The sequence below is a fragment of the Janthinobacterium sp. BHSEK genome, from assembly GCF_056174685.1.
Genome location: NZ_JBWBYV010000066.1, coordinates 1 through 19,613, shown reverse-complemented (window position 1 = coordinate 19,613; position 19,613 = coordinate 1). Strand labels below are relative to the sequence as shown.

Sequence of the window (19,613 nt, the reverse complement as noted above, 5' to 3'; positions counted from 1 at the left end):
CATCGGCAAGCGCCATGTGGGCGTGACAATGTGCGCATGTTTCTCGACGGTAATTTGTTATGCTCTCTGGCGCCTGCTTCTGGCGTTGGCGCACATGGGTGCGATAGCGGAGGCTGAAGGCTTTATCTGCTCAAATGAAGCTGACTGAATAAAAGGTGTCCATGATCGCATTTAAAGATTTTCGTTCGACCACTGCGGGCAGTCCTCTTTCCGACGGCATGGACCGGTCGCTGGTCTTGGCCAATGAATGGCTGCTGAAAACGGGCGTGCGTCCGGTCAACATCGAAACCATCACGGAAACGAGGGGCTGGACGGCGATCAGCCAGGTTGAGCGAGGGATACGGGTGTGGTATGAAGTAGCGGCTCTTCCCTTGAAGCCCTGAGCTGTTCAAGCAGACCATTCCCAGCTCATCCCGCACAGAACCATCAATTTCCGCCGCCGCTCTTTTTGCGCCGCGACCCCGTCAGCACGCGCAGCGCGGTGGCGATCGGCACCTTGTTCTTGGCCAGGTAGGCGGCGGCCGTGGCGGTATCGAGCATTTCCTGGAAAATAATGCCGACCTCGACCTTTTGGGCCGTCAGATCGTCCTGCCTTGCGCAGTCGAGGGTATCCATATTCGTAGCAGTGACTTTGTCATTCTTGGAGCGCATTTTTGCCTCGGTAGAAAAGAGAAAAAATGTCTCCTTTTATTTGCCTTTAAGATAACTTATTTTTGTGCCTTTGTGGAAATTTTTCTTTAATCGATAATGCATTCGAGAATTAAATTTAGCTATGGGCCAAGGTGAGTGCCTGGAGATGAATGCGGGATACATGACTTGCCGTCATCCATTGCCTGAGCAACCATCGTTTGCCAGCGGCGTCCGGATGCGGTCTAATCATGGCTTGTTCCTACACGAGCTTGCCATGCTGCCCACTTCCGCCATCGCCGCACTGCGCGAAAAATTTCCCCTGATTACAGAGCTGATGGCCTTGCAGCCCTTGAGCTGGTTCAATCCCGCCATCGCGCCGGCGGCCGAGGCCTTGAACGACGTGGGCTTGACGGCGGACGACGTGGCCGATGCCAGCGCGCGCCTGGCGCGTTTTGCGCCATATCTGGCCAAGGCGTTCCCGGAAACGCAGGCCAGCGGCGGCGTCATCGAGTCGCCCGTCGTGCCGCTGCCCGCCATGCAGGCGGCGCTGGGTTTAGCCTCAGGCATGACGAGCGGTCAGCTGTGGCTCAAGCAGGACAACCATTTGCCCATTTCCGGCTCGATCAAGGCGCGCGGCGGCATCTATGAAGTGTTGAAACATGCGGAAATGCTGGCGCTGGACGCGGGCTTGCTGAAGGAGGACGCTGACTACGGCGTGCTGGCCAGCGACGCCGTGCGCGCCTTCTTTGGCCAGTATGCGATCGCCGTCGGTTCCACGGGCAATCTGGGCTTGTCGATCGGCATCATGAGCGCGCGCCTGGGCTTTCGCGCCACCGTGCACATGTCGGCTGATGCGCGGCAATGGAAGAAGGATAAATTGCGCAGCCACGGCGTCACCGTCGTCGAGTACGCGACCGATTACAGCGTGGCCGTGGAAGCGGGGCGCAAGCAGGCGGAGAGCGACCCCACCTGCCACTTCGTCGACGATGAAAATTCGCACGACCTGTTCCTCGGCTATGCGGTGGCGGGCCAGCGCCTGAAAGCCCAGTTCGCCGCGGCCGGCGTCGCGGTGGACGAGGAGCACCCGCTGTTCGTCTACCTGCCGTGTGGCGTGGGCGGCGGTCCCGGCGGCGTGGCCTTCGGCTTGAAGCTGGCCTTTGGCGATGCCGTGCACTGCGTGTTCGTCGAGCCGACCCATTCGCCGTGCATGCTGCTGGGTGTGCACACGGGCTTGCACGAGGGAATCAGCGTGCAGGAAATCGGCATCGACAACCTCACGGCCGCCGATGGCCTGGCCGTGGGCCGTCCGTCCGGCTTCGTCGGCCGGGCCATGCAGCGGCTGATCGACGGCTACGCCACCGTCACGGATGAAGAACTGTACCGCTTGCTGGCGACGCTGGAGCAAACGCAAGGCTTGCGCCTGGAACCGTCCGCCGTGGCCGGTTTCGCGGGCATCAATCCCGTGCTGGCCGCGCCCCAGTACCAGCAGCACCTGGACAAGGCCACGCACCTCGTATGGGGCACGGGCGGCAGCATGGTGCCGGAACAAGAAATGGCGGCCTACGTGGCGCGGGGCAGGGCGCTGCTGGCGGCCGGAGCGGCGTGATGCCGGCCGGAGCGCCGAGCAGGGCCACGCTGACGGCCAGCCAGTTTGCCAACCTGCACACATTTCTCGTGGCGGCGCGCCATGCCAGCTTTGCGCTGGCCGCGCAGGAACTGGCGCTCACGCCCAGCGCCGTCAGCCACCGCATCGCGCGGCTGGAAAGCAGCCTGGGCTTGCGGCTGTTCCAGCGCCTGACGCGGCAAGTCAAGCTGACGGCCGACGGCGAGCGCATCTTCGCCGCCCTGCAAATCGGCTGGGATGGCTTGCATGCGGCGCTGGCCGGCGGCGATGCGCTGGCGGGCAGCATTACCGTGCATGCGCGCCCGTCCATCGCCCAGTGCTGGCTGGTGCCGCGCCTGGCGGGGTTCGCCGCGCGGTATCCGGACGTGTCGATCGACTTGCGCGTGGGCAATGAAAGCGTGGACTTTCGCGCCGGCCAGGTCGACCTGGCCTTGCATTACGGCGACGGCCACTTTCCCGGCCTGGTCTCGCGCAAGCTGATGGACGAATGGCTGGCGCCCGTTTGCAGCCCGCAATATGCGCGCGAACACGGCTTGTTTGACGCGCCGCCACAGCTGGCCAGCGCGACGCTGCTGCACGACACGCTGGCCTGGCCCGCCTGCGCGCCCGATGCCGAGTGGCGGCTATGGCTGGCCGGGCAGGCACCGGAGGTGACCTTGCCCGCGCGCAGCCTGCGTTTCGACCGCGCCGACCTGTGCGCGCAGGCGGCCATCCACCACGCGGGCGTGGCCATGGGCCGGCGCCAGCTGGTGCAGCCGTGGCTGGCCAGCGGCCAGCTGGTCTTGCCGTTCGGCGCTTTCAACTTGCCCAGCCCGCAGGCGTACTACCTCGTGCATGCCGCGCGGCCACTGCCGGCACGCGTGCAGGCCTTGTTCGACTGGCTGCTGGGGCAGGCAATTTGATACACTGCGCCCCTCATTGAAACGCGCACGAAAGAATGCCCATGCAGCCATCCCCATCGACCCCCACCGCGCCGCCGCAATTGCGCGAGTTACGCAGCACTGCGCTGGCCTGCCTGCTGGAACCGGACCCGGCGACCAAGGTAGCGATGGTGGCGGCCATGGCCGCAGCGCAACTTTCTCTCGATGCGCAGGCGCCGCTGGCCCCATCCGGCGCCGTGCCGGGCCGTCCCGAGCGTCCGGAACTGGTGCCGCCGCGCCTGGTGGGTCGGCGCTCGATGATCACGCCGGAGGGGCGCGCCATGCTGGTGCACGCGCTGGCGCACATCGAGTTCAACGCGATGAATCTGGCGCTCGACGCCCTGTGGCGCTTCCCGGATTTGCCCTTTGATTACTATACGGACTGGCTGCGCGTGGCGAAGGAGGAAGCGACGCACTTTGCCATGCTGCAGGCGCATTTGCAGGTGCTGGGCCACACGTATGGCGACTTCCCCGGCCACGACAGCCTGTGGGAAATGGTCGACAAGACGCGCGGCGACGTGCTGGCGCGCATGGCGCTGGTGCCGCGCACGCTGGAAGCGCGGGGCCTGGACGCCATTCCGCCGCTGCGCGCCAAGCTGGCGCAGGCGGGCGACATGGCGGCGGCCGCCATCCTCGACATCATCCTGCGCGATGAAGTGGGGCACGTGGAAATCGGCAACCGCTGGTACGGTTATCTGTGCGGGCAGCGGGGCCTGGAATTGCGCGCCACCTATGCCGAGCTGGCGCTGCGCTACGAAGCGCCCACCCTGCGCGGCCCGTTCAACCTCGAAGCGCGGCGCCGGGCGGGGTTTTCGGAGCTGGAATTGTCCGATCTGCCCGCCTGAATCCATCGCGCCGTCATGGATGGGCCGTGATGCTGATGTGCCAGTGGCTCAGGTGTCCCGTTTCGATGTGCACCTTTGCCGGCTTGGTCCAGGCGCCCGCGCCGGGGATATGGTCGGCCGGCGCGGCGGAAAAGCGCCCGTCGACGAGGGCCAGCTTGATGAAGCCGGGGCCGATGTAGATGATGCGCGTGCTGGCCGGCGCCGCTTCCTGGGCCAGCATGGCCCGGTTCGCCGCGATCCATGCCTGCAGGGCCGCCAGTTTCGGCTTTTGCGCGGGGTTGGCCGCCACTTCCGCCTTCGCGTCGTTGATCAGCTGGTGAATGGCGGCGCCATCGTTCTGGCCGCCCAGCGCGTCCGTGTAGCCGCCCGCGCCGTCCGCGTAGCGCAAGTCGATCTGCTGGCCGTCGCTGTGGCCGCTGTGACCGAGGATGGAACGGCCCGTTGCCGTTTGCGTCACGTGCTGGCCGCTGATGTCGTCGAAGCGGTAAGCCTTGCCCGCCAGCCAGGCGATGGCCAGGCGCGTGGCCCAGGAATCGCCGCCGGCATCGCGCGTGCCGTAGCGCCGCGCCGCCAGCGCCGCCTCGTTGTCGGCCAGGTACAGGGGGATGTAGGCCGTGTCGCCCTTGAACTCCACTTGGCCCCCTTCGGCCGGGTCGGAGCTGGCGTCGGCATTGTCGATGCGGCCCTTCAGGCGCAGCGTGACGACGGCCTTCTTGTCGAGCTTGGCGCCGGCAAAGGCGGGCAGCACCAGGCCGGGAAATTTCACGCTGCCGGCGGTCTTGGTATTGGTCTGGGACAATAAATTCTCCGTGCTGAAGGCGGGATCGCCGCCGCCGGACGCAATGCCGATGTTCACTTCCGTAATCGTCGCCGCCGCCGGCGTGTAATGCAATTCCAGCGGCAAGGTGTGGGTGGCCGTGGCGTTGCCTTGCGAGATGGACACATACGGTCCTGCCAGATTGCCCGTCAGCTTGATCGGCTGCAGCACGGGGTGGGCGTCCTTGTTGGGCGAAAGGAATTTTGCCAGCGTCACCTTCAAGCCCTTGCATGCGAGGCTCAGCTCCACCGTCGTCACGGTGGGCAGGGCGCTGTCGCCGATATTCGTGGCGCTGACGTTGCCGCCCAGGCTCAAAGCCCCATCCTTGGTTTGCTTGCTGACGTCGCTGCACTCCGTCCTGACGATGGTGCCCTGCGTAAAGTGGGTCTGGTTGACGGCGCCCGCGGCGGCCAGGTTGACCCCGGGCAACCCCGTCACGGCGTAGGACCAGGTATCGTTGTACTGGCTTTGCGCCGTCGTGTAGACGGGATACTCGGCCGTGCTGACGGTGATTTTCACGCCCACGTTTTTCGTGCCCTTGGGCACCGTGAAGGCGACGGGCGAGGTGATGGTCTGGTTTTGCGCGGCCGCCGTGGCCGTGAACGTCTTGCTGCCCTCGTCATCGTGCGGCGTGACGTCGTCCGCGGCACGGGCGCCGGCAGGCACCGCGCGCGCGGGCGGCCCGGCGCCATCCTGCGTGACCGTGCCCGCCACATAGCTCTGCGCCGCGCTGCGCAGGGCCAGGCCGGTTCCGTACGGATACACGATGTCGACATTGACGGTGCTGCTGTTGTCAAACACGACGGCGCTGACGCTGACCACGTTCGGGTGGGCGAGGTCGTTCAAGGTCAGCTGGCAGGTATCGGGCAGCACGCCATCGAAGCGGAAGGCGCCCGTGGCGTCGACCACGGCCACCTGGCGCTGATGGTTGTTGTAGCCGGCCAATAGCATCTTCTTGCCGGCCAGTCCCGTGGCATTGCCGCCCGCGGGCGTGCGCAGCTGTCCCTGCAGCACGATGCCGGACTTGATGACGATCAAGGCATAGCTGGCCGTGAACTCGCCGTCCTGCGAGACGAAATTGAGGTTCAGGTCGTAGCTGCCGTTGGGCAAGGCCGCCAGCAGCTGCCGCATGGCCGTGGCGCCGATGCTGAAGCTGCCGCTGGCCGCATCGAACGTCCAGTAGTTCTTGAGGCTGATGGCCACACCGTTCGGGGTGGACAGCAGGCCGTCGCTGTCGTCCTGCAGGGCCATGGGGGCCGCGCCCACGAGGCGGAACCCCATGGCGCCCGCCTGCAGGCGGTTGTTCGGCCCCAGTCCCGTGATGGCCAGCACGGGCGCCGTGGCGGGCAGGCTGCCATCGTCTTCCGGTTCCACGTAGGTTTCCACGGCCGTGGGCAGTTCCGTCCGGATCAGCACGTCCAGGGTGGTGACCTTGCCGCCCTTGCTGAGGAAAAGTTGCGCTTGCTGGTCCACGCCCGTGTCGCCCGGCGTGGAAAAGCGCAGAGTGCCGTCCTGCAGCAGCACGTCCGTGACGGCGCCGCTGGCCTTGACGCTGTCGGCGCCGTCGGGAAAGCCCAGCCCGGACAGAGACAGCACGACCACCTGCGCGGGCCGCACGGGATCGAGGGCGATGCCGGCGCCGGTGCTGAAAGTCCAGACCAGGCCGGCGCTCTGGAAGGCGATGCTGCGTTCGATGCGCAGGGTGATGGTGTCGTCGGGAACGACGGTGGCGCCCGCGTCGATGCTGCCGGCAAGCACCTCGCCATCGATGATGGTGCTGCCTTCGGGCGCGCTGGCCAGCACGGCTTGCACATTGCCAGCCGCCTCGCTGCCATTGTTGCGGATGTGCACGCGGTAAGTGTAGTCCCAGGCCGTGCGGCTGACGCGCTGCTCGGCCACTTTATCGAGCAAGATGACTTCCAGGTCGCCGGCGGCCTGGGCGGTGCTGCTGCTTGCCGCGGCGGCCAGCATGATTTTCGGCGCGGGCGGCTGCGTGGGATCGTTGGGGCCGCCGCAGGCGCACAGGCCAGCAGCCAGCAAGGGGGCCAGCGCGGCGGCGGCCAGCTGGCGCCGCCGCAGGCACGCCAGGGCCAGCACGCCGGCCAGCAGCAGCCATGGCGTGGACGGCAGGGCGATGGCGGCCGGCTGCGTGATGCCCGCGTCGAGTTCGATGAAGGAGACGGGGTCGAGGATGCTAAACTGCTGGGCGTCGGGGCTGCCCGCGCCCAGGTAATCGAAGGTGACGGAAAAGCCCGTGGCCGTGGCGCCGGGGACGATACCGCCCGCCAGTGCCAGCGCGTCGAAGTAGCCGCTGGCGGGAATGGCGGGATCGGGCTGCACCAGCAGCACGTCCCAGCCGGGCGCCGTCGAGACGTTCTGCAGGTTGGCGTAGGTGCCCACGCTGAAGAACAAGGTGAATTCCTCGATGGGCACGGCCAGGGTGGTATTGCTGACCGTGTAGTCGTAGCGCCACTGCGTGCCGCCCAGCGACGTCGCCGTGTAGCCGATGCTGGTGGCGTGCGCTGCCGACATGGCGCATAGCAGCAGCGCCAGCAGCACTTGTTTGATAAAGCTCATGATCGTCCCCCCATAGACTGGCGCCAAGCGTGCCCAGGCGAGAGGTCAAGCAGGAAGCGTTCCCATGTAAAATATACCGTAAAAACAAGGGCTTGGCTGAGGCGGGCGGGAGCGGGTGTCAAATATTCCGACACCGGACTTTATGGATGAGTCTGTCAGCGCTGTCCTACCCATCTTGTCGAAACCGTCTGATTGTATGCCTTGCGGAAACACGCGATGATCGTGTCCATGCTGCAACAGCCAACCAGTCCGACGGAGTATGCGATGCAAAAGCCAGACCAGTCCCTTCACGTGAACAAGCCATTCCTGCTGATCTGCCTGTTTACGTTCTCGACCCTGGCAGCCACCTGGATGACTACGGGCGAGGCGCCGGCCAGCGATGCCGCGCCGGCGTCCGTGGCGCGCGAAGCGGGGCACGGCGCCTTGCCCGTGTGCGGCAGCGATGCCCTCACGCTGTCGGCCCAGTGCCAGCCCCAGCCCGCGCGCCAGGCTTGACCGCCGCCTTGCTGGCGGCTTGCGCTTGCAGGCGCTGCTGCAGCAAGGCCAGCACGGCCGCTTCCTCCGGCGCCAGTGCCGGCAGTTCTTCCCGTAACTGCTGCTGCGCCCGCGCGCGCATGCCTTCCAATAAACTGCCATCCAGATACGATTCCAGCACGGCAGGGTGCACATAGCACTTGCGGCAGATCGTCGGCGTATTGCCCAGCTTTTTTGCCACGGACTCGATCGCCTGCACGATGTTTTTCTTCGCTTGCGCATCGGAATCGACCTGCTCGAACGCCTGCAGGGCCAGCGCGGCCAGCAGGGTGCCGGACCAGGTGCGGAAATCCTTGGCCGTGTAGTCTTCGCCCGTCACCTGGCGCAGGTAATCGTTGACGTCGCCTGAATCGACGCCGTGGCGCGCGCCTTCGTCATCGACATATTGAAACAGTTCCTGGCCCGGCAACTCGCGCATGCGCGCAAGCACCCTGGCCAGCTTGCGGTCGCTCAGGCGGATATCGTGGCGCACGCCGCTCTTGCCCTTGAAGTGGAAGGCCACGGCGTTGCCGTCGACCTGCACGTGGCGCGTGCGCAGGGTGGTCAGGCCGAACGATTTGTTCGCGCGCGCATATTCCTCGTTGCCGATGCGCATCATCGTCAATTCCAGCAGGTGCACGATGGTGGCCAGCACTTTTTCACGCGGCAAGCCCGGCAGCTGCATGCCGCGCGCGACGGCGGCGCGGATGGCGGGCAGGGCGCGGCCAAAGCTGAGCATGCGCTCATATTTCACCTCGTCGCGCACCTGGCGCCAGCGCGCATGGTAGCGGTATTGCTTGCGGCCCCGCGCATCGCGGCCCGTCGCCTGCAAATGGCCATTCGCATGCGGGCAGATCCACACGTCCGTCCAGGCGGGCGGGATGGCCAGCGCCTTGATGCGCGTCAAGGCGGCGCTATCGCGCACGATCTGGCCGTCCGCATCGCGGTAGCGGAACTTGCCGGGCTTGCCCGATCGGGCGATGCCGTTCTGATGGTCGCCCGTGTAGCGCAGGCCGGCGGCGCGGGCCGTGGTGGTGGCGGATATTTCCATAGTGATAGCTTACCTTGCAGGCCGCCCACCCGGCGCGCCGTTATGCTAAGGTGCGCATTCGTAACGCCGTGCGCGGCAGACAGGAGCAGCAGATGTTTGGCAGAAAAAAGAATCTGGAAGAAGACCACGCCCCCCAGGCCGACAAGCAGTATGAAAAGAAATACACGGATGACAGCTTCTGGGACAAGGTCGTCAAGTTCGCCAAGACGGCGGGACGCGAAGTCATCGAAAAAGCCCTGTGGCTGTATTACGCGGCGCAGCAGCCGAACACCCCGCTGTGGGCCAAGACGGCCATCTATGGCGCGCTCGGCTATTTCATTTCGCCCATCGATGCGATTCCCGACATCACGCCCGTGGTCGGCTATGCGGACGACCTGGCCGTGCTGGCCGCGGCCGTCGCCACCGTCGCCACCTACATCACGGCCGAGGTCAAGGAACGGGCCGCCGAGAAACTGCGCGGCTGGTTCGGCGCCTAGCTTTTCTTGACAGCTGGCGCGTCGCTGCCGCCATGGGCGAGCAGGCGCAGCACGATTTCTTTCTGGAATGAACGAAACTCCTTGTCGGCGCTGACGTTGGCGAAGGCCAGCACGGCCGTCTTGCGGGCCCGGTCGACGCAGACGACGGACGCGGCGCCGGGGTCGCCGCCGCTGTGCGTGGCCAGGGCCTTGCCGTCGACGTCGCGCAAGAGCCAGACCAGGGCCTGGCGCATGGACGAATCGGCGGGCACGACGGGAGCCGCTTGCGGGGCGAAAAACAGTTGCAGCGTCGCGTCCTGCAGGTAGCGGTGGCCATCGACCCGGCCGCCATTGCTGAAAATGGCCAGGAAACGGGCGAAGTCCTGCGCCGAGCTGCGCAGCAGGCCGGCCGGCCAGTCCGGATAGCCGACGGGCGGCAGCGCTTGCAGGCCCGGCTCCTTGTGCGCGTACGGCTGGGCGACGACGGCGCGCCGCGGCAAGCCGGCCAGGTTCCAGGCCGTGCTGTCCATGCCCAGCGGTTCGAACAGGTGCTCGCGCGTGTAGGCGTCGAGGCCATCGGGGTTCAACCGGCCCACCAGATAGCCGAGCAGGGCGATGCCCACATTGCTGTAGCGCCATTCCGTGCCGGGCCGGGCGGCAAACGACACATCCGCGTCATACCAGGCGCCGCCGCGCGACAGATAGCCCTTGACGAAGTCGCGCAGGGGCAATCGGGGGTCGCCCTGTACGGCAAACGCCGCCGTCTTGTCGTACACGGCATCGGAAATACCCGAGGTGTGACTGAGCAAATGGCGGAAGGTGATGGGCACGTCGGGGAACTTCGGATGCATGAGCGGGAAGTCCAGGTAGGCCGCCACCTTGTCGTCGAGCTGGAAGGCGCCCTGTTCCAGCAGCATCATGACGGCCGTGGCCGTGACGAGCTTGCTGACGGAGGCGACATGGAACACCGTGCCGGCATCGGCCTTCTTGCCGGCCTGGATGTCGGCCCAGCCATAGCCGCGCGCGAAGATGGTGCGATCGCCGCGCACCACGGCCACGCTCATGCCCGGCGTTTCCGTGCGGGCCAGGCCATCGCGCATGAAGCCGTCAAACTCCGTTTCCCACGCCAGCCTGGCCGGATCGGTGGCGCAACCTGTCTGCAGCAGGGCCAGTGAGACGCCCAGTCCCAGCACGCTTCTTCGTTTCATCGATTCTCTCTTTTACCATTTTTAATTATCTTAACAATATTTAAGCCCGCCATAGGGGCGATTGACAAAACATTGCTCTGTAGCAATGACAAAAGGGGATCGCCGGTGCTCATTTACACCAGTTATTTGCGCCAGTAGCGCTCCAGCAGAGGCTTGACCGTCAGGCCGTGCGCGACGATGGAGACGATGACGACGACGAGGGTGATGTCGGCCAGTTCGCGCGCCAGGCCTTGCGGCAAGCCATGCGCGATGGCATAGCTGAGGTAGTACAGCGAGCCGATGCCGCGCACGCCGAACCAGGCGGCCAGTCCGCGCAGGCGCATGCCGGTGCCCGAGGCCAGCAAACCGAGCATCACGCTGGCCGGGCGCGCCACCAGCAGCAGGAACAGCGCCACGCTCCACGCCCGCCAACTCCAGGCGGCGGCCGTGACGGCACCGCCCAGCAACAGCACCAGGGTCAGTTCGGACAGGCGTTCCAGATGTTCCTTGAAGACGAGGGCTTCGCCGCTGACGGTCAGCGTCACCTCGCTGTCGTGCGGCCTGGCGGCGGACACGGCGTGGGTTTCCTCGGCCTGCAGCAAGCCTTGCCGGTCTTTCGGCGCGCCGGCCAGCCGCAGTTCCGTCTGGCGCAAGGCCACGCCGGCAAAGAAGACGGCCAGGAAGCCCCACGCGTGCAGCCAGGTGGAGACGCCGTAGACGAGGGCGATCAGGCCCAGGGCCGCCAGGTCGTCCAGCATCGCGTGTTTCGGCTCCTTGGCGCGCACTTGCCAGCCCAGCCAGGCCAGCAGCGCGCCGCCGGCCGCGCCCAGGGCGATGGCGCCCGCGCTGGCCCAGAACAAATCGCGCCACAGCCAGGTGGCGCCATGCGGTCCCAGCTCATGCAGGCCCAGCAAGCCCAGTCCCAGCATGACGAAAGGAAAGCCGCTGCCATCGTTCATGCCCGCCTCGCTGGTCAGCATGAAGCGCAATTGCTCGCTGTCGCCCGCATGGCGCAGCTGCACGTCGGTGGCCAGCACGGGGTCGGTGGGCGCGAGGATGGCGCCCAGCAGGATGCCCGCGCCCAATGGCAGGCCCAGCACCAGGCACGCGAAGGCCGCCACCAGCGCCACGGAAATGGCCATCGACAGCCACGCCAGCCGCAGCGAAGGCAGCCAGCGCGCCAGGCTGAAGGGCACGGGCATCTTGACGCCGGCGGAAAACAGGGAGATGAGGACGGCGATTTCCGTCAGGGTTTCCAGCAGGGGCGCCTGTTGCACCAGGTCGAACGAGAACAGGCCGAGGAACATGGGGCCCAGCAGCAGGCCCACGCCCAGGTAAGCGATGGCCGAGGTCAATGGCAGGCGCGCGATGCCGTCGGCGCCCAGGCCACGCGCCAGCATCAGGCAACCGATCAGGATGAACCAGGCGGTGGTGCTCATGCTCCCTATTTTAGCGGCGCATGGGCCAGGGCAGCGCGCCGCAGCTTATTTGTACGCCTTGTGCAGCTGTACCGTATCGTTTTGCGCCTGCATGGCGTGCAGCTCGATCGGGTCGAGCGTGGAGCGCAAGCGGGGCAGGCTGTGCGGATAATTGGTCGTGATAAAGGCGAGCATCTGTTCGCGCACGAGGCAGCGCAATTCAAACGCCGTGCCTGAATCCACCGCGCTGATCAGGAAACGCACGCGCACGGCCCGCTCGTTCGAATCCGTCGCCTGCACCGTGCAGACGCGGCCGTCCCATTGCTTGGCGGATGCGCAGATGCGCGTCAGTTCCGCCCGCAGGGGCTCGATCGGGATGCTGAAATCGAGCCACAGGAACACCGTGCCCAGGATGTCGGAGGAGGTATGCGTCCAGTTCTCGAACGGATTTTCGATGAACCATTGCAACGGCACGATCAGCCGGCGTTCATCCCACACGCGCACGACCACGTAGGTCCCCTTGATTTCCTCGACCGTGCCCCATTCGCCATTGACGATCAGCACATCATCGATGCGGATCGGTTGCGAAAACGCAATCTGCAGCCCTGCAATGAAATTGCCGAGCACGGGCCGGGCGGCGATACCGGCTACCAGGCCCGCCACGCCGGCCGAGGCCAGCAGGCTGGCGCCGATCTGCCGCGCGCCGGGCAAGGTCAGCAGCACGAAGGACACGCCCAGGAGGACGACGATGGCATGCGCGCTGCGCGTGAGCACGCGTGCTTGCGTGATCCGGCGGCGCGCGCGCAGGTTGTCGGCCGCGTCGACGGGATTGATCTGGGAAATCGTGATGCTGAGCGACTCGATGCATTGCATGGCCAGCCAGGTCAGCGCGATGATCAGCGCCACGCTGGCCAGGTGCGACATGGCGACGAGGCCCGGCGTGTCGTCGGGCGCGCTGGCCAGCACCATGCGCAGGCCGAAGACGATCAGGCACAGCTGGCTGGCGCGGAAGGCTACGCGCGCCACGTTGCTGGCCAGCGCGTGGCCTTGGGCCAGTCTTTTCAGCAAGCCGATGCCGGCCCGGTGCACGCCGATGGCGACCACGGTGACGAGCAGGGCGGAAACGAGCACGGTCAGCGCCGAGCGCAGCGGGCCTCCCATCAGCGAGTGAAACGTGCTGAGATCCATAGGCGAAAACTCCTTATTGATAAGTGAAATGGATGTCGGAAGCGGGTATTTTACGGGCAGATGACGTCGCGGGGGCGTGCGTTGCCGTACGGATAAGACTTCGGGCAAGGGGGATACTGGACGAAATTGCTGCGCTGCGCCATGCCACGTTGACGTTTCAATACGGAAAGCAAGCGGGCGTCGCCGCATTGGAAACATAGTCATACTTGCCATGCTTTTTGTTTTTGCAAAGGAAACCGATGATAGTACGATCACTCCGAATGTCCTTGCGCTTCATCCTGCCGCTTGCCCTCGTGCTGGGACTGTTTGCTTATATCGTGGTACCCCTGCTGGATAACATTACCCTGCGCTGGTATGTGCGCGACCTCGACAGCCGGGCCGAATTGCTCGCCGGAACCCTCCGCCCCTCGCTCACCGAATACCTGCCCGCGCAGGATGCCACCCGCATCAGCGAACTGTTCCAGGGCGCCACGCGCGACGAACGCCTGATCGCCATCGGCTTTTGCGACAACGCGGGCCACTTGCTGTACCAGTCAGCGCAATACCCAACTTCCATCGGCTGCTGGAGCACGCCTTCGACGGGCGGCCTGTACAAATCCCTGGCGCAATTGCCGCAAGGGCAAGTCCACCTGAGCGAAACCCCCGTCATGCAGGACGCGTCCCAGCTGGGCCGCCTGGTGCTGGTGCAGGACATGAGCTTTGTCGAGCGCCGCAATACCGATACCAAGCGCTTCATCTTTGCCTTCCTGGCCGTGCTGGCCGTGCTGATTTCCCTGATGACCGTGTTCGTCGCCCACCTGAGCTGGCGCGGCTGGCTGTCGGCCGTGAAGGATATCTTGCGGGGCGAGTTGATGCCGAAAAGCAATGGCGCAGTGGCCGCCGCCACGGCGCCCGCCGCCGCGCCCGCGCCGCCGCCGGAAATGCAGCCGCTGATCGGCGACTTGCGCGAATTGCTGCAGGAATACCATCTGGAACGCCAGGGCGATAACGGCTGGTCGTCCGACTGGACGCCGGACAAGCTGCGCGCGCTGCTGGAAGCGGACTTGCAGGGCGACCAGGTGCTCGTCGTGTCGAACCGCGAACCGTATATCCACACGAAAGCCGATGACGGCAGCGGCGATATCCGCGTACAACGCCCGGCCAGCGGCCTGGTGACGGCCGTGGAAGCCGTGATGCGGGCCTGTTCCGGCACGTGGATCGCGCATGGCGCCGGTTCCGCCGACCGCGAGACGGTGGACAAGCACGACCACGTGCCCGTGCCGCCCGATAACCCCAGCTATACCTTGCGCCGCGTGTGGCTGACGGAAGAGGAAGAGCAGGGATACTATTATGGTTTCGCCAATGAGGGCATGTGGCCGCTGTGCCATATCGCCCACGTGCGCCCCGTGTTCCGCTCGTCCGACTGGGAACAGTACGTGAGGGTCAACCGCCGCTTCGCCGACGCCGTGATTGCCGAGGCGAAGACGGACAACCCCGTCGTGCTGGTGCAGGACTATCACTTTGCCTTGCTGCCGCGCATGGTGCGCGAAGCCTTGCCGAAGGCGACGATTATTACCTTCTGGCATATCCCTTGGCCGAACTCGGAATCGTTCGGCATTTGCCCTTGGCGCGAGGAAATCCTCGACGGCTTGCTGGGCAGCACGATCCTGGGTTTCCACACGCCATTCCACCGCAAGAATTTCCTCGAAACGGTGGACCGCTACCTGGAAACCCGCATCGAGCCGGAAGCATCGACGATTTCCTACGGCGGCGAGATGACGCAGGTCGAGGATTACCCGATCTCGATCGCCTGGCCGGAAGACGACCCGGCGCAGCCCGACGTGGCCGCGTGCCGCGCACAGATCCGTGCCGAACTGGGCGTGGCGCCTGACCACTTGCTGGGCATCGGCGTGGACCGCCTCGATTACACGAAAGGCATCGTCGAGCGCTTCCAGGCCGTCGAGCGCATGCTGGAACAGCAGCCCGGCATGGTCGGCAATTTTACGTTCGTGCAGATCGCCGCCCCCAGCCGCGCTTCGCTTGATGAATATCAAAGTTTTGACGCGCGGGTGCGCAAGATGGTCGAGCGCATCAACCGCCGCTTCGGCAGCGGAGATTACGTGCCCATCCTGCTGAAGGCCGAACACCATGGACAGGACGACTTGCAGCGCTATTTCCGCGCTTCCGAAGTGTGCATGGTGACAAGCTTGCATGACGGCATGAATCTGGTGGCCAAGGAATTCATCGCCGCGCGCGACGACGAGATGGGTGTCCTTGTTCTAAGTCAATTCACCGGCGCGGCGCGGGAACTGCATGAAGCGCTGATCATCAACCCGTATCACATCGAGCAGGGCGCCGATGCGCTGTACCGCGCCCTCGTGATGCCGCCCGTGGAACAGCGCGAGCGCATGAAAAGCATGCGGGCGAGAGTCAAACATTTCAATGTCTACCGCTGGGCCGGGCGCATGCTGCTGGACGCGGCCCGCCTGCGCCAGCGCGACAAGGTCATGACCAAGATCGACGCCCACAGCCGCATTAAGCGGCGCAGGGGGATGTGATGGCCGATATCCGTGACGATAGCGCAGCCCTGTTGCAGCTGCTGAGTGCGCCCGGAACAGCCGTCTTCCTCGACTTCGACGGCACCCTGGTCGACCTGGCGCCCACGCCCGATGGCGTGCATGTGGCGCCCGGCGTCATCGAAGCGCTGGCGCTGCTGGCCGAGCGCCATGGCGGCGCGTTGGCCCTCATTTCCGGCCGTCCCGTGGCGCAGATCGACGCCATGCTGGCGCCCCTGGTCTTGCCTGTTGCCGGCGTGCACGGCGTGGAGCGGCGCGGTGCCGATGGCGCGCTGCACGTGGCGGCCACGCCCGAGGTGGCGCCCGTGCTGGCGCGCGCGCAGGCGCTGGCGGCGATTCACCCCGGTTTGCTGGTGGAGCAGAAGCGGGGCGCCGTGGCCCTGCATTACCGCCTGGTGCCCCACCTCGAGCAATTGTGCTTGCAGGAAATGACGGCCGCCGTGCAAGCGTGCCCGGGGGTATTGCTGTTGAATGGCAAAATGGTCCTGGAAGCGAAGCCGGCCGCCACCGACAAGGGCGGCGCCATCGCCGCCTTCATGCAGGAAAGCCCCTTCGCCGGCCGCCGGCCCGTGTTCGCGGGCGACGACACCACCGACGAGGCAGGTTTTGCCTTTGTACAACAAGCAGGCGGGCAGGGCGTCAAAGTGGGCAGCGGCCCCAGCGCCGCCACCCTGCGCCTGGCCAGCCCCGGCGCCTTGCGCGCCGCGCTGCTGGCCGCTTCCGTATCCCCGACATCGAAGGAGTAGCCCATGAGGACATCCCATGACACCCGCGCCAGCCAACCGTCCGCGCCAGCATCGCTGAACTGCGGCGTGGTGGGCAATTGCGCCTTCAACGCCCTGATCGACCAGGCGGGGCAGGTCGTCTGGTCCTGCCTGCCCCGTTTCGACGGCGACCCCGTCTTCAACCGCTTGCTGGACGACACGGAAAACGGCAGCGTATGGGCCATCGACATCGAAAACTTCGCGCGCAGCGAGCAGTTCTATGAGCCGAACACGGCCGTTCTGCGCACGCGTCTGTACGACACGCAGGGGCGCGGCGTGGAAATCACGGATTTCGCGCCCCGTTTCCTCAGCCGCGACCGCATGTTCCGCCCGCTGATGCTGATTCGCCGGGTCCGCCCGCTCGACCACGCCGTGCGCATCCGCGTGCGTCTGCGCCCCCGCTACGACTGGGGCAGGCTGGCGCCGCAGATCACGCAGGGCAGCCACCACATCCGCTACGTGGGGCCGGAACAGACTTTGCGCCTGAATACGGATGTGTCGCTCAATTATGTGCTGGGCGAAACGTATTTCGTGCTGGGCGGCACGGCCAACTTCCTGCTGGGCCCCGATGAAACGCTGGCCGGCGGCATCGACGAGACGGCGCGCATCTTCGAAAAGGAAACCATCAACTACTGGCGCACCTACACGCGCCGCCTGGCCGTGCCGCTGGAATGGCAGGACGTGGTCATCCGCGCCGCCATCACCTTGAAACTGTCTTTATATGAAGACACGGGCGCCATCATCGCCGCCATGACCACCAGCATTCCCGAAGCGCCGGGCAGCAGCCGCAACTGGGATTACCGTTACTGCTGGCTGCGCGACGCCTTCTTCGTCGTGCGGGCATTGAACAGCCTGTCGGAAGTGGGCACGATGGAAGAGTATCTGCGCTGGCTGACGAATATCGTCGCCCGCTCGAAGGGCGGCCACATCCAGCCCCTGTACGGCATCGGCCTGGAAGAGCAGTTGCCCGAATCGATACTCGACCATTTGCCCGGCTACCGGGGCAATGGCCCCGTGCGCGTGGGCAACCAGGCGCAGGAACACTTCCAGCACGACGTCTACGGCAATATCGTCCTGGGCGCGGCGCAGGCCTTCCTTGACCACCGATTGTTCCACCGGGCGGGAAAAGCCGAGTTTGCCGCGCTGGAAGCCGTGGGCGACCAGGCCTTCCGGCTGCATGCGGAGCCGGACGCCGGCATGTGGGAGCTGCGCACGCGCGCCAGGGTCCACACCTCGTCCATGCTGATGAGCTGGGCCGCCTGCGACCGCCTGGCGAAAGTGGCGCACAAACTGGGCTTGCCGGACCGCGCCGACCACTGGAACAGCCGCGCCGTGCTGATCCGCGAACGCCTGCTGCGCGAAGCGTGGAGCGAGGAGCGCCAGGCCTTCGCGGAAAGCCTGGGCGGGCGCGACCTCGACGCCTCCGTCCTGCTGATGGCGGAAGTCAACTTCATCGACCCCATGGACCCCCGTTTCATCGCCACCGTCGACGCGCTCGAAGCGTCGCTGTGCGACGGCCCCTACATGCGCCGCTACGAAGCGCCCGACGACTTCGGCAAGCCCGAAACGGCCTTCAACATCTGCACCTTCTGGCGCATCGACGCCCTGGCGCGCATCGGCAGGAAGGATGAGGCGCGCAAGATCTTCGAAACCATGCTGCTGGCGCGCAACCACCTGGGCCTGCTGTCGGAAGACACGCACCCCGTGACGGGGGAGATGTGGGGGAACTTTCCGCAAACGTATTCGATGGTGGGGTTGATTAACTGTGCGGTGCGGTTGTCGGCGCCTTGGGATAGTGCTATTTAAGTGCGGGCCTGGATCGCGGGCCTGAGAAAATGTCCATGGCTGCGTTGCTTGGGCTTGCCGTACATTCGTACTGTCTGCGCCCGCGCGCCTTGCCTTGGGCATTTTTCAGGCCCGCTGGGCCCGAGGTGCCCGGGTTGGAGACCCGGGCCTTGGGTTGTTTTGCCATTGTTTAGATGTTAAGTCAGAGTTTTGGGTAAAGCTGGCTCCCTGCGCCCATACAACCTGCACTCCGCCGCCAGCGCCAGCAAATTGGGATCACGCTCACGGCTGCTCTGCATCAGCAGGGTGATTTGCTGGTGCGAGCCGTAGCGCGCGTCGAGGGGCAGCAGTTCGATGCGCGAGCTGAAGGCGCGCACGCGGCCGGGCAGCAGGCTGTAGCCGATGCCGCCGCTGACCAGGTTGATCAGCGAGAAGATGTCGCCCACGCGCATCGCGGTGTCGGGCACGAAGCCCGCCAGCTCAAACGCGTGATTGAAGCTTTGCGAGGTGACGAAACCTTCGCTGAGCGTGACGAATTTGTCGTTGCGCAACTGTTGCAAGTCCACCGAGGCCGCCCCTGCATAGGGCGAACCGAGCGGCGCGGCCAGGTAAACGTCGTCCTGGAACAGGGGCACGGCCACCAGCCCCGCATGCTGTTCGTCCTCCTGCACGCCGATGATGATGGCGTCCAGGCGGCCGTCTGCCAGGCTTTGCAGCAGGTCGCGGTTCGAGCCCAGGGTCAGGTCGATATCCAGGCCCGGCCGGCGCAGCTTCAGGGCGATCACCAGCTGCGGGATGCAGTGCAGGGTCAGTGAGTACAGCGAGCCGATCTTCAGGCGCACGGGGTTGATGCCCGACATTTCGCGCACCTTGCGCACGCCTTCCTCGCATTCGGCCAGCGCGCGCCGCGCCGATTCGGCAAAGGTGTAGGCCGCATGCAGGGGTATCAGGCTGCGGCCCTCGCGCTTGAACAGGGGGCAGCGCAAGCCGTCTTCCAGCGAGTGCAGGGCACGGTGCACGCTGACCGTGCTCTGGCCCAGCGCATCGGCCACCCGCGCCAGGTTGTTCAATTCCATGAAGCTGAGAAAAACTTCCAGCTTTTTCAGGGTAATTTCTTCGTTGATGGCCATGACTAACCTCTTTCAAGGGAGTTCATTAACTTCAGGGTAATGAACATGGTAGCAGGTTGATTGTCGCGCTGGCGCTTTCGTTCTATCGTCTGGATTCGATAGCTCATTCCGGAGGCATGATGTCAACCGCCACAGCAGCGCCAGCGCAGCGGCA

Annotated in this window: 16 protein-coding genes; 9 read left to right on the top strand and 7 right to left on the bottom strand. The window is 65.4% G+C overall.

The window, feature by feature from the left end; genetic code table 11:
- Positions 1–161: 161 nt before the first annotated feature.
- Positions 162–383 carry a hypothetical protein gene (locus AC0V2Y_RS22300; RefSeq protein WP_475416322.1) on the top strand — a complete coding sequence of 74 codons (222 nt, stop codon included), beginning with the start codon at positions 162–164 and terminating at the stop codon, positions 381–383.
- A 43-nt stretch (positions 384–426) separates the two neighbouring features.
- Here the strand turns inward: AC0V2Y_RS22300 and AC0V2Y_RS22295 are convergent, their stop codons facing one another.
- Positions 427–615, bottom strand: coding sequence for a hypothetical protein (locus tag AC0V2Y_RS22295; protein ID WP_326456342.1), 189 nt, complete (start codon positions 613–615; stop codon positions 427–429).
- Between the two features lie 289 nt (positions 616–904).
- Here AC0V2Y_RS22295 and AC0V2Y_RS22290 point away from each other — a divergent pair, with 289 nt between their 5' ends.
- Genes AC0V2Y_RS22290 through AC0V2Y_RS22280 form a run of 3 tightly spaced genes read left to right on the top strand, consistent with a single transcriptional unit; the run spans position 905 to position 4,019 of the window.
- The gene (locus tag AC0V2Y_RS22290; protein ID WP_475416323.1) at positions 905–2,236 is read left to right on the top strand and encodes a D-serine ammonia-lyase; all 1,332 of its coding nucleotides are present in this window, start codon (positions 905–907) and stop codon (positions 2,234–2,236) included.
- Positions 2,236–3,156, top strand: a complete 921-nt coding sequence (dsdC, locus tag AC0V2Y_RS22285) for a DNA-binding transcriptional regulator DsdC (RefSeq protein ID WP_475416336.1) — start codon at positions 2,236–2,238, stop codon at positions 3,154–3,156. The genes AC0V2Y_RS22290 and dsdC overlap by 1 nt, the downstream gene beginning before the upstream one ends.
- 41 nt (positions 3,157–3,197) lie before the next feature.
- Positions 3,198–4,019 carry a ferritin-like domain-containing protein gene (locus tag AC0V2Y_RS22280; RefSeq protein WP_475416324.1) on the top strand — a complete coding sequence of 274 codons (822 nt, stop codon included), beginning with the start codon at positions 3,198–3,200 and terminating at the stop codon, positions 4,017–4,019.
- 13 nt (positions 4,020–4,032) lie between these two features.
- Here the strand turns inward: AC0V2Y_RS22280 and AC0V2Y_RS22275 are convergent, their stop codons facing one another.
- Complete coding sequence (locus AC0V2Y_RS22275) at positions 4,033–7,413, bottom strand: hypothetical protein (RefSeq protein ID WP_475416325.1); 3,381 nt, start codon at positions 7,411–7,413, stop codon at positions 4,033–4,035.
- A gap of 264 nt (positions 7,414–7,677) precedes the next feature.
- Between AC0V2Y_RS22275 and AC0V2Y_RS22270 the strand changes: the two genes are divergently transcribed.
- A complete protein-coding gene (locus AC0V2Y_RS22270; RefSeq protein ID WP_475416326.1) occupies positions 7,678–7,908 on the top strand; it encodes a hypothetical protein in 231 nt (76 codons plus the stop codon).
- On the opposite strand, the gene AC0V2Y_RS22265 is transcribed toward AC0V2Y_RS22270, so the two are convergent.
- Positions 7,862–8,977: a DNA topoisomerase IB gene (locus tag AC0V2Y_RS22265; RefSeq protein WP_475416327.1), complete on the bottom strand. Its 1,116-nt coding sequence runs from the start codon at positions 8,975–8,977 to the stop codon at positions 7,862–7,864. The two genes, AC0V2Y_RS22270 and AC0V2Y_RS22265, sit on opposite strands and share 47 nt — an antisense overlap.
- Before the next feature lie 92 nt (positions 8,978–9,069).
- Here AC0V2Y_RS22265 and AC0V2Y_RS22260 point away from each other — a divergent pair, with 92 nt between their 5' ends.
- Positions 9,070–9,453 carry a YkvA family protein gene (locus AC0V2Y_RS22260; protein ID WP_046685558.1) on the top strand — a complete coding sequence of 128 codons (384 nt, stop codon included), beginning with the start codon at positions 9,070–9,072 and terminating at the stop codon, positions 9,451–9,453.
- On the opposite strand, the gene AC0V2Y_RS22255 is transcribed toward AC0V2Y_RS22260, so the two are convergent.
- From AC0V2Y_RS22255 to AC0V2Y_RS22245, 3 genes are all read right to left on the bottom strand, one after another.
- Entirely contained in the window at positions 9,450–10,640 is a 1,191-nt protein-coding gene (locus AC0V2Y_RS22255; RefSeq protein WP_475416328.1) for a serine hydrolase domain-containing protein, read from the bottom strand. The genes AC0V2Y_RS22260 and AC0V2Y_RS22255 overlap by 4 nt on opposite strands.
- 122 nt (positions 10,641–10,762) lie before the next feature.
- Positions 10,763–12,058, bottom strand: a complete 1,296-nt coding sequence (locus tag AC0V2Y_RS22250; protein WP_475416329.1) for a cation:proton antiporter — start codon at positions 12,056–12,058, stop codon at positions 10,763–10,765.
- Positions 12,059–12,103: 45 nt separating this feature from the next.
- Positions 12,104–13,225, bottom strand: a complete 1,122-nt coding sequence (locus AC0V2Y_RS22245; protein WP_475416330.1) for a mechanosensitive ion channel family protein — start codon at positions 13,223–13,225, stop codon at positions 12,104–12,106.
- Between the two features lie 260 nt (positions 13,226–13,485).
- Here AC0V2Y_RS22245 and AC0V2Y_RS22240 point away from each other — a divergent pair, with 260 nt between their 5' ends.
- From AC0V2Y_RS22240 to AC0V2Y_RS22230, 3 genes are read left to right on the top strand one after another with little or no spacing between them, the layout of a single operon-like run.
- Positions 13,486–15,762, top strand: a complete 2,277-nt coding sequence (locus AC0V2Y_RS22240; RefSeq protein ID WP_475416331.1) for an alpha,alpha-trehalose-phosphate synthase (UDP-forming) — start codon at positions 13,486–13,488, stop codon at positions 15,760–15,762.
- Entirely contained in the window at positions 15,762–16,526 is a 765-nt protein-coding gene (gene otsB / locus AC0V2Y_RS22235; RefSeq protein WP_475416332.1) for a trehalose-phosphatase, read from the top strand. The genes AC0V2Y_RS22240 and otsB overlap by 1 nt, the downstream gene beginning before the upstream one ends.
- A gap of 3 nt (positions 16,527–16,529) precedes the next feature.
- On the top strand, positions 16,530–18,350 hold the full coding sequence (locus tag AC0V2Y_RS22230) for a glycoside hydrolase family 15 protein (RefSeq protein WP_475416333.1): 1,821 nt from the start codon (positions 16,530–16,532) through the stop codon (positions 18,348–18,350).
- Between the two features lie 176 nt (positions 18,351–18,526).
- On the opposite strand, the gene AC0V2Y_RS22225 is transcribed toward AC0V2Y_RS22230, so the two are convergent.
- The gene (locus AC0V2Y_RS22225; protein ID WP_475416334.1) at positions 18,527–19,459 is read right to left on the bottom strand and encodes a LysR family transcriptional regulator; all 933 of its coding nucleotides are present in this window, start codon (positions 19,457–19,459) and stop codon (positions 18,527–18,529) included.
- Positions 19,460–19,613 lie beyond the last annotated feature (154 nt).

What these genes read in the sequence shown, in the direction of transcription:
- AC0V2Y_RS22270 (WP_475416326.1), top strand. Translation starts at nt 7,678, where the DNA reads ATGCAAAAGCCAGACCAGTCCCTTCACGTGAACAAGCCATTCCTGCTG.
- AC0V2Y_RS22300 (WP_475416322.1), top strand. Translation starts at nt 162, where the DNA reads ATGATCGCATTTAAAGATTTTCGTTCGACCACTGCGGGCAGTCCTCTT.
- AC0V2Y_RS22230 (WP_475416333.1), top strand. Translation starts at nt 16,530, where the DNA reads ATGAGGACATCCCATGACACCCGCGCCAGCCAACCGTCCGCGCCAGCA.
- otsB (WP_475416332.1), top strand. Translation starts at nt 15,762, where the DNA reads ATGGCCGATATCCGTGACGATAGCGCAGCCCTGTTGCAGCTGCTGAGT.
- AC0V2Y_RS22290 (WP_475416323.1), top strand. Translation starts at nt 905, where the DNA reads ATGCTGCCCACTTCCGCCATCGCCGCACTGCGCGAAAAATTTCCCCTG.
- AC0V2Y_RS22265 (WP_475416327.1), bottom strand. Translation starts at nt 8,977, where the DNA reads ATGGAAATATCCGCCACCACCACGGCCCGCGCCGCCGGCCTGCGCTAC.
- AC0V2Y_RS22255 (WP_475416328.1), bottom strand. Translation starts at nt 10,640, where the DNA reads ATGAAACGAAGAAGCGTGCTGGGACTGGGCGTCTCACTGGCCCTGCTG.
- AC0V2Y_RS22280 (WP_475416324.1), top strand. Translation starts at nt 3,198, where the DNA reads ATGCAGCCATCCCCATCGACCCCCACCGCGCCGCCGCAATTGCGCGAG.
- dsdC (WP_475416336.1), top strand. Translation starts at nt 2,236, where the DNA reads ATGCCGGCCGGAGCGCCGAGCAGGGCCACGCTGACGGCCAGCCAGTTT.
- AC0V2Y_RS22245 (WP_475416330.1), bottom strand. Translation starts at nt 13,225, where the DNA reads ATGGATCTCAGCACGTTTCACTCGCTGATGGGAGGCCCGCTGCGCTCG.
- AC0V2Y_RS22295 (WP_326456342.1), bottom strand. Translation starts at nt 615, where the DNA reads ATGGATACCCTCGACTGCGCAAGGCAGGACGATCTGACGGCCCAAAAG.
- AC0V2Y_RS22260 (WP_046685558.1), top strand. Translation starts at nt 9,070, where the DNA reads ATGTTTGGCAGAAAAAAGAATCTGGAAGAAGACCACGCCCCCCAGGCC.
- AC0V2Y_RS22240 (WP_475416331.1), top strand. Translation starts at nt 13,486, where the DNA reads ATGTCCTTGCGCTTCATCCTGCCGCTTGCCCTCGTGCTGGGACTGTTT.
- AC0V2Y_RS22225 (WP_475416334.1), bottom strand. Translation starts at nt 19,459, where the DNA reads ATGGCCATCAACGAAGAAATTACCCTGAAAAAGCTGGAAGTTTTTCTC.
- AC0V2Y_RS22275 (WP_475416325.1), bottom strand. Translation starts at nt 7,413, where the DNA reads ATGAGCTTTATCAAACAAGTGCTGCTGGCGCTGCTGCTATGCGCCATG.
- AC0V2Y_RS22250 (WP_475416329.1), bottom strand. Translation starts at nt 12,058, where the DNA reads ATGAGCACCACCGCCTGGTTCATCCTGATCGGTTGCCTGATGCTGGCG.